At 37.9% G+C, this 13194-nt stretch carries 12 protein-coding genes; all 12 read right to left on the bottom strand.

Going from position 1 to position 13194, the window contains the following annotated elements:
* Window positions 1-5 precede the first annotated feature (5 nt).
* Window positions 6-827 carry a peptidoglycan editing factor PgeF gene (pgeF, locus tag ACNHOZ_RS03280; RefSeq protein WP_048019826.1) on the bottom strand — a complete coding sequence of 274 codons (822 nt, stop codon included), beginning with the start codon at window positions 825-827 and terminating at the stop codon, window positions 6-8.
* Window positions 828-901: 74 nt separating this feature from the next.
* Window positions 902-1156 (bottom strand): YlmC/YmxH family sporulation protein, encoded by a 255-nt coding sequence (locus ACNHOZ_RS03275; RefSeq protein ID WP_013058951.1) that lies wholly within the window; start codon window positions 1154-1156, stop codon window positions 902-904.
* 345 nt (window positions 1157-1501) lie between these two features.
* On the bottom strand, window positions 1502-2281 hold the full coding sequence (gene sigG, locus ACNHOZ_RS03270) for an RNA polymerase sporulation sigma factor SigG (protein ID WP_013058952.1): 780 nt from the start codon (window positions 2279-2281) through the stop codon (window positions 1502-1504).
* 148 nt (window positions 2282-2429) lie between these two features.
* Window positions 2430-3149 carry an RNA polymerase sporulation sigma factor SigE gene (sigE, locus tag ACNHOZ_RS03265; RefSeq protein WP_013058953.1) on the bottom strand — a complete coding sequence of 240 codons (720 nt, stop codon included), beginning with the start codon at window positions 3147-3149 and terminating at the stop codon, window positions 2430-2432.
* 30 nt (window positions 3150-3179) lie between these two features.
* Window positions 3180-4103: a sigma-E processing peptidase SpoIIGA gene (spoIIGA, locus tag ACNHOZ_RS03260; protein WP_014458377.1), complete on the bottom strand. Its 924-nt coding sequence runs from the start codon at window positions 4101-4103 to the stop codon at window positions 3180-3182.
* Between the two features lie 276 nt (window positions 4104-4379).
* Window positions 4380-5537: a cell division protein FtsZ gene (gene ftsZ, locus ACNHOZ_RS03255; RefSeq protein WP_048019825.1), complete on the bottom strand. Its 1158-nt coding sequence runs from the start codon at window positions 5535-5537 to the stop codon at window positions 4380-4382.
* 41 nt (window positions 5538-5578) lie between these two features.
* A complete protein-coding gene (gene ftsA, locus ACNHOZ_RS03250; protein WP_013058956.1) occupies window positions 5579-6874 on the bottom strand; it encodes a cell division protein FtsA in 1296 nt (431 codons plus the stop codon).
* A gap of 425 nt (window positions 6875-7299) precedes the next feature.
* Window positions 7300-8058: a cell division protein FtsQ/DivIB gene (locus ACNHOZ_RS03245; RefSeq protein WP_016765445.1), complete on the bottom strand. Its 759-nt coding sequence runs from the start codon at window positions 8056-8058 to the stop codon at window positions 7300-7302.
* Window positions 8059-8211: 153 nt separating this feature from the next.
* Window positions 8212-9117 (bottom strand): UDP-N-acetylmuramate dehydrogenase, encoded by a 906-nt coding sequence (murB, locus tag ACNHOZ_RS03240; RefSeq protein ID WP_028411473.1) that lies wholly within the window; start codon window positions 9115-9117, stop codon window positions 8212-8214.
* A 540-nt stretch (window positions 9118-9657) separates the two neighbouring features.
* Entirely contained in the window at window positions 9658-10758 is a 1101-nt protein-coding gene (spoVE, locus tag ACNHOZ_RS03235; RefSeq protein ID WP_013058959.1) for a stage V sporulation protein E, read from the bottom strand.
* Window positions 10759-10819: 61 nt separating this feature from the next.
* Window positions 10820-12169, bottom strand: a complete 1350-nt coding sequence (murD, locus tag ACNHOZ_RS03230; RefSeq protein ID WP_028411474.1) for a UDP-N-acetylmuramoyl-L-alanine--D-glutamate ligase — start codon at window positions 12167-12169, stop codon at window positions 10820-10822.
* The gene (gene mraY / locus ACNHOZ_RS03225; RefSeq protein WP_013058961.1) at window positions 12170-13144 is read right to left on the bottom strand and encodes a phospho-N-acetylmuramoyl-pentapeptide-transferase; all 975 of its coding nucleotides are present in this window, start codon (window positions 13142-13144) and stop codon (window positions 12170-12172) included.
* Window positions 13145-13194 lie beyond the last annotated feature (50 nt).

The following is a 13194-nucleotide window of genomic DNA, read 5'->3' as shown; positions in this document are numbered from 1 at the left end:
TGTAATTACTCCTCCTTAAAGCCTATGAAGTTAAACATGCGTCCTGTTTTCCCTTGGTCGCGGCGATGTGAGAAGAACAGGTCATCTTCACAGCTTGTACAATACGACGATGTTAAAATTCGTTCCGGCAATACGCCTGCGTTTTGAATCAGCAGCTTATTGACTTTTTTTAAATTAAGCGCGTATTGTCCAGGGCTTACTTCTTGATATCCATTTTGGCCAACTACTTCGTTTACTTGTGTAATGACGCGGTTATCGACAACATAACAGCAATCTTCAATCGAAGGGCCAATCGCCACGTAAATATCTTCAACCGGAACATTTTCTTGCTCTACCCACCGCCGAATCATATTTCCTGCAATATCTTTTACTGTTCCCTTCCACCCAGCATGAGCAAGACCAACTAAATGGTGATCAGGCGCATAGAAGTACAGCGGAACACAATCTGCATAACATAAAGCTAACAAAATATCAGATTCATTTGTATAAATGCCATCCGCTGCTTTTATGCCCTCTTCATACTTGTAGAGTCCTTTTGTACAGTCGGCTTTTGTTACTTTTTGAACAGTTGCTTCATGTACTTGTTCAGCACATACAAAGCTTTCAAAAGACATGTCTAGTTCGGCTGCTAAAATTTTTCTATTTGTAATAACATCTTCTACGTTATCGTTTACGTGAAGCCCTAGGTTAAAAGAAGCAAATGGAGGTTTACTCACGCCACCATTTTTTGTGGTGAAACCAACAACAAGCATATCATTCTTTTCTACCCAAGGGCTCAGCCACATAAACGACTCGTGATGGCTTTTTTTTAATGGCTCAGGATTCATGTATGTGACACATCCCTTGTTTCATTTATTCTCACATATTGTACCACAGATTGCTAGGTGCTGTTGACAAAAAACTAATTCTCTTCAGGCTGAAATGCGTCTTTATAACGTACTAAAATGACATCGGAACCAATTTTCACAATATTTTTCCACGGAATCACAATTTCATCATCTTTTCCAAAGAAGCCCAATACACGAGAGCCTCCGATAATGACGGCCTGTATTTTTCCCGTTGTTAAGTCAATATCAATATCCCCTACATTTCCAAGTTTTTTGCCATCAGCTACATTCACTACATCTTTCAGCTGAAACTCTGAAATCTTTAACATGCTCTCTCCTCCTATAGCCAACTTTATTCCTTAGCCTATATATATTTTCAAATTTTCATTTCATGAAGGAAAAGCTTATTTTTTCTCTGCCATTCTCTTTCTATAAGCATTTTGTTCACTAATTACACAGTTTTTCATCAAGAGACATTCTCAACAAGCAGCGAGAAGTCCTCATAGCAATAGGAAATCTAACATGAATATCTTTTGGTCATATATTCATTGATACATACAAAATAAGCACCGTGTCCGTTTTTATAGACACGATGCTTATTAAGTTGAACATCAAATAAAGTGAATGGTATTGATTGTATGAACACGGGCAGCTGCCAGTTTAGAGAGCTTTTGTTAACTTTGAATATTTTTATTCATCTGTTTAATAGCAGCTTTTTCTAAACGAGAAACCTGCGCTTGAGAAATACCAATTTCTTCAGCCACTTCCATCTGTGTTTTACCTTGGAAGAAGCGCTTTCGTAAAATTAGTTTTTCTCGCTCGTTCAATCTTCTCATACCTTCTTGCAAAGCAATTTCTTCAATCCAAGTTGAATCACGGTTGCGTTCATCGCTTAGCTGATCCATCACATAGATTGGGTCTCCGCCATCATTGTAAATAGGTTCAAATAAAGAAACCGGATCTTGGATAGCATCTAAAGCAAACACAATTTCTTCATGCGGTACTTCTAGGACTTTTGAAATTTCCTCAGCTGTAGGTTCCTTGGATGTTTCACTCATAAGCCTTTCACGAACTTGAAGAGCTTTATAAGCAATATCACGAAGGGAACGAGAAACACGGATTGGATTATTGTCACGTAAATAGCGGCGAATTTCCCCTATAATCATTGGGACAGCATATGTAGAAAACTTCACGTTTTGACTTAAATCAAAATTGTCAATGGATTTCATTAATCCAATACATCCAACCTGAAATAAGTCGTCAACAAATTCTCCACGATTGTTAAAACGTTGGATCACGCTGAGTACGAGACGTAAATTTCCGCTTACTAGCTTTTCTCTTGCTGTTCCATCTCCAGCCTGCATTTGTTTAAACAACTTTCGCATTTCTTCATTTTTTAATACGGGAAGTTTCGAAGTATCTACTCCACAAATTTCTACTTTATTTCTTGTCAACTCTTTCCCTCCTAACAGGAGATGATGTTCTGAATTCAGTATCTCCTCAGAAGGAAAAAATATGCACTTTTACAATTTTGACAATTCCACGCTAAAAAAGCTGATTGTATAAGATGCTTCTCAGCCCTTATACAATCAGCTTTTTTACTTAAACCATTTTATTAAATTCTTTTCGCAGCCGTTTAATAATTCGTTTTTCGAGCCTTGAAATATAAGACTGAGAAATGCCTAGCATATCAGCTACATCTTTTTGCGTTTTTTCTTCTCCGCCGGCTAGCCCAAAGCGCAGCTCCATAATTTGCTTTTCCCGATCATTTAATTGGTGCAGTGCTTTCAACAAAAGTTTTCGATCTACATTGGCTTCCAGGTCTTTTGTGATAATATCTTCTTCGGTTCCCATCACGTCAGACAATAACAGTTCGTTTCCATCCCAATCAATATTTAACGGCTCATCAAATGAAACTTCAGATCGAATTTTATTGTTGCGGCGCAAATACATTAAAATTTCATTTTCAATACAGCGAGAGGCGTACGTCGCTAGCTTAATTTTCTTTTCAGGATTAAACGTGTTTACTGCTTTAATTAAACCGATGGTGCCGATGCTAATTAAATCCTCAATATTGATTCCCGTATTTTCAAACTTGCGGGCAATATAAACAACCAGTCGCAAATTACGCTCAATCAACAGTGAACGTGCTGCTTCATCTCCTGATGGGAGTTTTTTCAGGAGCACTTCTTCTTCATCTTTTGTCAGCGGCGGTGGAAGAGCTTCACTTCCTCCTATATAGTACACTTCATCTGTTTTTAGCTTAAGTTTAATTAATAATTTGTACCACCATAATTGAAATCGAATTCGATATGTAGCCATTCTGTATCCTCCTTTATTTGTTCACACCTTTTACGATGCGGAACTTACTTCTCCAATAACAATGAGCTTCGGATGAACAATACATTCATATTGCTTCTCCACTGAAAGCGTTGTATGACTAATACCTACTAATACTTTAGTGACTTCAATCGTATTGGACTGATGCACCAGCCTTACCATATCTGGCTTTAGAGCAAGAAGCAGCTGATTGGCTTGGCCCACGCTTCGATAAGGGACAAAGCGGACTTTTGAATACCACTCTTGATCAATATCTTCGCTGTGTGAAAAGGATTGGACATTTTTGCTTAATTCCATTAAGCCTTCAGGCAATATTTCTTTTAAAGAATCTGCTGTAACAATCATAACCGGGGTTTTCGTCAGCGGATCTACAAGCTGATTCCCACTATCAATAAGTCCTTTCATCGACAGCGTCTGTTCGTTTAAAATAACTTCTACATCTACCAGCTGATCAAATGTAATATTTTTCATTCGCAAATCATCAACTCTTGCTTTTGAAAAATAAGATAATAGCGGAAAACCAATAAGAACAAATATCCAGCTAATAGGATCACCAAACTGTGGAGATTTCGTATCAACCATTTGATTAAGAACAAGGAACTGATCTTGAAATAAAAAGTGAACGCCCATTAACCCTCCACCCACAACAAAGGTTGCAAAATAAAACGTTAATAAATTCTCAAAGAAAAAGCGCAGTCGTTTATAACCAAACGCCATCAATACCATAAAAAACGAGAATAAAATTTTAATAGCAGGATGAACCATAAGATGAGAAAAAGGTGTAAACATAAGAAGGACAATCAATGAACCGATAAAGCCGCCAAGCAAAAGCCGCCACCACTTGTAATTCCGTTTAAGTACAACAGCACATAACATTAGTAAGATCGTATCTAACCCAAAATTCAGCATCCATATTAAATCTAAATAGATTGGCAATGTTTATAACCTCTCCATTCTTTCTGAATTTTTCTGTTAAAAATTAGTATATAGTACATCCTATTAGAAAGTCTGTCAGTTCATGCCGAGAAACAAGCAGTATTTTTGAGGAAATCATTCGATATTTGTCACACCACTTTTAGAAAGAAAACACAAACCCTTTGAAGGCGTCATATTGACCATGTCGAATGTTTTTTATACTCTTTTTGAGTTTTCTAGATTCATTGCATAAAAAAAGACCTCTGTATAAAACAGAGGTCTTGGCTTTTTATTTTCTTAGCGTCTACGATTACGGTTTCGTAAGAATGTTGGAATATCTAGCGCATCTTCAGACTGCGGCTGAGATGGACGCGTATATTCTTGCTGTACAGGTTCTTCACGCTTTATTTCACGCTTCGGCTGTGGAGCCGGTTGCTGTGTCGATTGCTGCATGCGATTCGCCGATAACGAAGGACGACCTGGTTTTGGCTGTGATAAATCTTGGTCACTAAAGCCAGTTGCAATAACTGTAACAACAATCTCATCTTTTAGGTTTTCGTTAATAACAGATCCAAAGATCATGTTCACTTCTTGGTCAGAAGCCGAAGCAACGATATCTGCAGCTTCTTGTACTTCGTAAAGACTTAGGTTTGTACCGCCTGTGATATTCATTAACACACCTTGAGCTCCATCGATAGATGTTTCAAGAAGTGGACTTGAAATAGCTTTTTTAGCTGCTTCAGCAGCGCGGTTTTCACCAGTCGCAATACCGATACCCATAAGTGCAGATCCTTTGTTAGACATAATTGTTTTCACGTCAGCGAAGTCTAAGTTAATTAATCCAGGAACTGCGATTAAATCTGAAATACCTTGCACACCTTGTCGTAATACGTTATCAGCTTCACGGAACGCTTCTAGCATTGGCGTGTTTTTATCAACGATTTCTAATAAGCGATCATTTGGAATAACAATCAGCGTATCCACTGCTTCTTTCATTGACGCAATGCCGCCTGCCGCTTGAGTAGAACGCTTACGGCCTTCAAACGTAAACGGACGAGTAACAACACCTACCGTTAGTGCTCCTAGCTCACGAGCAATTTGGGCAATGACTGGAGCTGCACCAGTTCCAGTTCCTCCACCCATACCAGCTGTTACGAAAACCATGTCTGCACCTTTTAGTGCTTCTTGGATTTGTTCCTTACTTTCTTCAGCTGCTTTTTTACCAACTTCCGGATTAGCACCTGCACCTAATCCTCTTGTTAATTTAGCGCCGATTTGCATTTTTGTTTCAGCTTTTGATAAATTTAATGCCTGTGCATCTGTATTAACTGCAATAAATTCTACACCTTGGACGCCATGTTCAATCATTCGGTTAACCGCGTTGTTACCGCCGCCTCCGACACCGATTACTTTAATCGTCGCTAATTGGTCTACACTTGTATCAAACTCCAACATGATAGTTCCTCCTAATTCTTCGAAATTACCAATCCGTAACGTTAATCAAAGAAGTATCCAAAAAACTTCTTCATTAAATTTTGGTCATTTTTCTTTTTCGGCTGCTCAGCTGATTGTTGCGGCTGCTGTGGTTTCGGGCTAGGTTTAATCATTTCTTGCTCAATCGGCTCTTCTTCCACAACTGGCGCTCCAATTTCCCGGCCTTGTATTTTAGCATTTTTGTATGCAAATTTTATTAATCCTACGCCTGTTGTATAATGCGGCTCACGTACTCCAATATAATCAGGCACTGCTATGCGCACGTTATTCTTTAAAATCACTTGAGCTAGCTCAAGAATACCAGGCATCGCTACTACTCCGCCTGTTAGAACAAATCCTCCTGGAATATCTTTGTATCCTAGGCGGTTTACCTCCTGCGTAATCATATCTAAAATCTCTTCTAATCTAGCTTCAATAATATCAGAGATTTCGAGCTGATTAAACTGCTGATGCTGATCGCTTCCAATGATCGGTACACTAAATACTTCTTCTTCAGAAGCATGATCGTAGAAAGCATGTCCATGCTTTATCTTAATATTTTCCGCATCTTCAGTCGATGTGCGAAGGCCAATCGATAAATCTTTGGTAATGTGCTCTCCGCCAACAGCTAGTACATTTGTTACTTTCAAATGTCCTTGGTCAAAGATCGCAACCGTTGTTGAACCCCCACCGATATCTACCAGTGCGACACCTAAGTTTTTTTCATCACGAGATAATGCAATTGAACCAGCGGCTAGAGGCTGTAAACAAATATCACTGATTTCTAAACCAGCTCTTTCTACACAGCGTAATAAGTTATGTAAAACCGTTCTAGATCCCGTTATGATTGTGCCTTCCATTTCTAAACGTACCCCAATCATACCTCTAGGATCGTTAATACCTTCTAAGCCATCTACAATAAATTGCTTTGGAATAACATCAATGATTTCACGATCTGGCGGGATAGACATGACTTGAGCAGCATCAATTACTCGATGAATATCTTCGTTTGTAATTTCACGATTTTCGCTTGACACGGCTACTACTCCGTGACAATCCTGTAAAAATACATGATTTCCGCTTATGCCCACTACAACCTTTTTAATTGTAATGCCTACCATTCGTTCAGCTTGTTCTACTGCTTTTCTAATAGATTGAACTGTTGCATCTATATCAACGATAGAACCTTTTTTTAGTCCGTGTGATTTAACATTCCCTACACCAATGATATTCAATGAATCGTTACTCATCTCTCCGATGATTACTTTCACACTGGATGTACCGATGTCTAAACTAACGTATATTTCATTGCTGTTCATTCTTTGGCACCTCCTTTTTCTTTCTGCACATGTCATCTTAATAAATTAAGAAGAACAACAATATTAATTTTTTATTATATGAAAATATTCAACAAATACATCTGTTTCCCTTTTGTAAAATCAATTTTTTTCAAGTTTTTCACAGACTTTATCTCTTTCAAAGAACAAAACGTTCTGGTTTTGACTTTTTTTTAGATTTAAGCCTAAAATTCACTGAAAAAAGCTATTTAACTACAAGTCTACACTAAGATGTACACTGAGAAAAGCGAAACTTACCTAGAACAAATATTACATTTCCATTTCACAGCACCGGAGAAGAAAATCATATGTATGCAGAATACTTGCATGTGATTATACAATGTACAAGGGCTAGTTTGCCAGTCTCAACTCATCTATTTCCTTTAATTAACACTTATAAAAAATAATTACTGCTTGCTCTTTTTATAAGGTTTAAATGCATATCCTTCTTCTAAATCAATAATACCTTTTTGATCATCACTCAATTTACTTGCAATAGCTGGGTAATGAACAATTTTATCAGAGAAGTTGCTAATTTTCCCGCTTACTTCACGCGTATCATTCATAAACACCTCGATGTGAAGAGGTTCTGATTTTGTCGGCGCATAGTAAATCTCAGAAATAGCCCCTTTTATGCTCTTAGGCGTTTTAGCTAATTCTTGAACCATGCTTTGTATAGCGTCTCCGTCTTTCCAGTCAATTAGCAACGGAGCGTCGGATGACACTTTCTTAGCACTTACTTCTTTTAAAACTTTTCCATTTTCATTCACAGGGAAATATTTATTCCCCGAGGTTACATATGCAATTCTTGCGTACTCTTTTACGTCGATTACAACCTTATTAGGAAATGTTTTATGAATGACAGCTTCCTTTACCTCAGGGTTTTTTTCGACTTTTTCTTGAATTTGATCAGCGTCAGCTTTCCAGTAGCTGGTTTTTTTGGACAGACCACTCGCTTTGACAATATCCTTATCACTTACATGTTTATTCCCTTGTACTTCAATGTTAGAAACATTACTCAGAGAAGATTGAGAATATACAATAAATAAAATAAGGATGAAAAAGAGTGATAAATACAAAATAAGCCGTCTATTTGCTTTTTGCTTTCGCTGTTCTTGCAGCTTCGGTACACGATCTTCTAAAACAATTAACTTACCTTTTTCCATTTTTTTCACCCTTATCCATTTGAGAAAATAAACGAGGACTTACCATCTATTTATTTCCAATCTTTGCTTCATGAGAATATCCCCATTATAGCATAGAATAAACACATAAAAGCTACCTTTTCACGCATAACCATACAGCGAAGGGCTGAGTAATTAGCGACCGATAATCTCAACTTCTGTATGAATATCAATATCGAATTTCTCTTTAATTGTTTTCTTAACATGAGCAATTAAATTCAGCACGTCTGAAGCCGTTGCATCTCCTGTATTGACAATGAAGTTCGCATGCTGTTCACTAATTTGCGCACCGCCTACTGAAAAACCTTTTAAGTTGGACTTTTCAATTAAGTCTCCTGCATAATTTGGAAGCGGATTTCTAAAAATACTTCCTGCACAAGGGAAATTCCAAGGCTGTGTTTCACGGCGATAGTCTTTATTTTTCTGCATGACCGCCACAATATCATCTTTCGTTCCCTTTTTCAAACGCAGCACAGCTTCTACACATACTCCAGGACGGTCTTTTTGTAGAATGGAATGACGATACGAAAATTGAAGCTCTTCATTTGTCAGCCACTCCAGAGTGCCATCTTCAAATAAAATCAGCGCTTTTTCGACTACATGAGACATATCAGAACCATGGGCACCTGCATTCATATAAACAGCGCCTCCCACAGATCCAGGAATTCCACTTGAAAACTCCAATCCAGACAGACCTTGTTTTGTAATAACTGTTGCAAGCTTGATGCTAGGGTATCCCCCACCTACAGTAACCGTCTCTCCATCTACTGTTAAATCATCTAATCCGGCTCCGAGCTTAATGACCACACCTTCAATTCCCTTATCAGAAACAAGAAGATTAGATCCTCGACCAATCGCTCTCCATTTCACGCCGTGTTTTTTAATCATATCCATTGTAACTTTTAAGTGATCAACAGAATCAGGTTCTACAAGCACATCTGCTGGACCACCAATTTTCATTGTTGTATGTTTTGCTAGCGGTTCATTTTCACGAACCTTTCCAATATTCGCTTCGACTAACTCTTTTACTAACGCTTCCATAAGAACCTCCTAAAACCCTCTTTGCTGTTATAAAACTTTCATGTCAATGCGCCCTTACTTCTAATGCATAAGAATAATAAGAACAGATTCATAACTAAGCAGCAGCACCTTGTAAGATACCTTTTTTCTACGAAGGCACTCTATTCTGTTGTCAATTTCATCATTTTTATTTATCGTATGACATTCACCCATAGAATGTACGTTCATCTGCTATATAAAGTAATTTTGATTGTTTTTTTATCGTTTTTCATTTAGAAGTTAAACACATGCTGACAGTCATAAAAAAACGCTACGCTCATAAGTGCACATACGTTCACCTACTCACTAAGATAAAACATTTAACCTTACACATCATACCATAGTTGGACTCAAAATTGGTTATCACAACATTACATTTTAAAAACATTTCATACAAAAATATCATCTATCTGTAAAAAATCGAAAATAAACCGCCAACAAAATCCGGCGTGCACTTGGATTTAAGATGACGGTTTACTTCAGTAGACCATTGCCTACTTGACATTATACAATTTTTTTCAATTAATAGCGAGAATATCTACTAACATTTAACAAAACTCCAACTGCTGCCAGCATGAGCGTCAGCGACGATCCGCCGTAACTTAAAAATGGAAGCGTAATTCCCGTAACAGGCATAAGACCTGTTACCACGCCTATATTGATCATGACTTGAATCGCAACCATTGAAATAATTCCTAAGGCTAAGAACGTTCCGTAAAGATCAGGTGCTCCCAGCGCTACTTTAATTCCTCTCCAAAGCAATAAGCTAAACAAAAGCAGAACAAGTGTTCCTCCGATGAAACCAAGCTCTTCTGCCAGAATAGCAAAAATAAAATCAGTTTGAGGTTCCGGCAGATAAAAGAACTTTTGTCTACTTTGCCCTAACCCTAATCCAAGCAATCCCCCCGGCCCAATTGCATAAAGAGATTGAATGATTTGAAACCCGCTTCCAAGCGGATCTTCCCAAGGATTTAAAAATGAGGTGATGCGTTTAATCCGATAAGGAGCTGATAAAACAAGCCCTACAAAACCAGCAACGCCAAGCAACCCAAGACCTGCAAAGTGACTTACCTTTGCTCCTGAAACAAAAATCATGACTAAACAAGTTCCAACAAGCACCGTTCCAGTTCCTAAATCCGGCTGCATCATAATAATGCCAAACGGTAAGAAAACCAGTAATAACGCCGGTAACATTCCTTTTCTAAAGGATGTAATTTTCTTCTGGTTTTCTGATAAATATTTCGCTAAAAATATAATCATAGCAAACTTCATAAATTCTGAAGGCTGAATCGAAAACGCTCCAACTCCTATCCAACTTTGCGACCCATTCCGTACTAGCCCTACTCCCGGAATCAATACAAGTACCAGCATAACAAAGCAAATGATTACAATTGGCTTTGCCCACGTACGCCACATCCAATAATCAATATTCATGATGACAAACATCGCGCATACTCCAAGCCCTGCAAATAAGAGCTGGCGTTTAGCAAAGAAAAAAGAATCATTAAACTTGTATGTAGCCCATACCGCACTTGCACTGTATACCATGATAAGGCCGATGGTTAGCAAGGAAAGCGTAACGATTATGAGAAAAAAATCTGGGGTAGACCTTTTTGTCGACACTGTCACACACCTCTAAAAATAGATTAGGGCTAGTGTATTTTCTAGGTGTTTAGACAAGCCCTTATTTCAGTTTATGCACAGATTCAATAAAGATGTCACCACGTTCTTCAAAAGTTTTAAATTGATCCCAGCTTGCACAAGCAGGAGATAATAAAATAACATCTTCTTCATCTGAACAAGCATATGCTTCTGAAACTGCTTGTTTAACATTATCGACACGTTTTACAATTTGTATTCCCTCTTCTTTGGCTACGCGTTCAATTTTAGGAGCCGTTTCACCAAACGTAATAACAGCTTTCACATTTTTAAACTCTTCTTTTAAATCATCAAACTCATTGCCGCGATCGAGTCCGCCTGCAAGTAGAATCGTCGGCTGTGAAAAAGCGGAAAGAGCTACTTTTGTAGCAAGCATATTTGTAGCTTTAGAGTCATTATAAAACTTACGTTTGTTGATTGTCGTGACATATTGAACGCGGTGTTTAACACCAGCAAACGTTGTGAGCACGGAGTAGATAGCTTCATTTGAACAGCCGTACAGCTTCACAACGGATACAGCTGCTAAAATATTTTCTTGATTATGTTTGCCTGGCAGCACCACATCTTTTAACGACATCACTTCTTCATCTTTAAAGAAAATCGTTTCGTTTTTAATATACGCTCCTTCTGTCGTTTGAGCTGTAACAGAAAAAGGTACTTTTGTCGCTTTAATATTTGCACTAGCTTTCATCACTAGCTCATCATCCGCATTAATAACGGCAAAGTCTTCACTTGTTTGATTGTTAAAGAGATTTGCTTTCGCTTTAATATATTCCTCTTTTGTACCATGATAGTCTAAGTGAGCATCAAACAAATTCAATAATAAAGAGATTTTCGGACGGAATTTTTCAATTCCCATCAGCTGAAAAGAAGAAAGCTCCGTTACAATTACATTGTCCTTTGTTGCTTTTTGCGCTACTTCACAAGCTACTGTTCCAATATTTCCAGCAATCAACGGCTGCTTTTGATCTTCTTCTAACATTTTATAAATGAGCGTTGTTGTTGTTGTCTTCCCATTGCTTCCCGTAATTCCGATAAAAGGAGCTTCGCTAATTTCATAAGCTAATTCTACCTCTGTTAAAATCGGAATATGTCGCTTTAATGCTTCTTGCAATAGAACATTTGAATACGGAATCCCAGGGTTTTTTACAATAACGTCCGCTTTGTCTAAAAGCTCAAGCGGATGATGTCCACAGACAACTTCAATGCCCGTTTTTTCTAATTCCTGTGCTGCTGCGTTCTCTTCGTACGGTTTTTGATCATTAACGACTACTTTAGCACCAAGCTGTTTAACTAACTGAGCGGCTGCTAAACCGCTCTTGGCTAATCCTAAAATAAGTACTTGTTTACCTTGATACGTATTGACTGATTTCATTTAAATCCACACCTCGATATAAATTCCAAGCATTGCAAATAATAGTCCTACAGCCCAAAAAGTCATAACTACGCGCCATTCCGACCAGCCGCTTAGCTCGTAATGGTGATGAAGCGGGCTCATTTTAAACACACGTTTTCCTGTTGTTTTGAAAGATGCGACTTGAATAATAACAGATAATGTTTCAATAACAAACACACCACCGATAATAACAAGCAAGAATTCCATTTTCATTAAGACAGCCACCGTAGCGATAGCTCCTCCTAGCGCTAAAGAACCCGTATCTCCCATAAACACTTTTGCAGGATGGGCGTTAAAAACTAAAAATCCTAACACAGCTCCTACTACAGCAACTGAGAAAATAGATAGTTCAAACTGCTCTGCATTCCAGGCGAGAACTGCAAATGCACCAAAAGCAATCGCACTTGTACCAGATACAAGTCCGTCTAATCCATCCGTTAAGTTGACCGCGTTTGAAAAACCAACAAGCCAGATGATGAGGAAAACAACATAAAACCAACCTAAATCGATTGGGTCTTTAATTCCTGGAATCGTCACTTCAGTTGAAAACTCAAACTGTCTTGCAATAAAGTAAAAAATAATTGAAATGACAACCTGACCTAAAAACTTTTGTTTAGATGTTAATCCAAGGTTACGCTTTAACACTACTTTTATAAAATCATCTAAAAATCCTAATAAACCAAATCCGATTGTGACAAATAATAATAGAAACGTCTTATATGTAAGTTCTGCATATTGATTGACCATAATAAGAGTTGCCACAATAATAGATAATAAAATCATGATACCGCCCATTGTAGGTGTACCTGATTTTTTTTGGTGAGATTTCGGGCCTTCATCACGAATACTTTGACCAAACTTTAATCTTCTTAAGAAGGGAATAAAAATCGGCGACAATACAACCGTAATCAAAAAGGCTACGCCGATTGTCAATAAAATTGATTGTTCTAGCACGATGCCCCCTCCTTAACTTCCAACTCATTCCGACTCATTTTGTTCTCTAC

The organism is Priestia sp. D51 (assembly GCF_053345675.1).
This window is presented reverse-complemented; position numbering and strand designations above follow the sequence as displayed.

Coding starts and splice junctions, on each gene's coding strand:
- ftsA (WP_013058956.1), bottom strand. CDS start 6,874: ATGAACAGCAATGAAATATACGTTAGTTTAGACATCGGTACATCCAGT.
- sigE (WP_013058953.1), bottom strand. CDS start 3,149: ATGGCTACATATCGAATTCGATTTCAATTATGGTGGTACAAATTATTA.
- ftsZ (WP_048019825.1), bottom strand. CDS start 5,537: ATGTTGGAGTTTGATACAAGTGTAGACCAATTAGCGACGATTAAAGTA.
- pgeF (WP_048019826.1), bottom strand. CDS start 827: ATGAATCCTGAGCCATTAAAAAAAAGCCATCACGAGTCGTTTATGTGG.
- ACNHOZ_RS03275 (WP_013058951.1), bottom strand. CDS start 1,156: ATGTTAAAGATTTCAGAGTTTCAGCTGAAAGATGTAGTGAATGTAGCT.
- murB (WP_028411473.1), bottom strand. CDS start 9,117: ATGGAAGCGTTAGTAAAAGAGTTAGTCGAAGCGAATATTGGAAAGGTT.
- ACNHOZ_RS03245 (WP_016765445.1), bottom strand. CDS start 8,058: ATGGAAAAAGGTAAGTTAATTGTTTTAGAAGATCGTGTACCGAAGCTG.
- murD (WP_028411474.1), bottom strand. CDS start 12,169: ATGAAATCAGTCAATACGTATCAAGGTAAACAAGTACTTATTTTAGGA.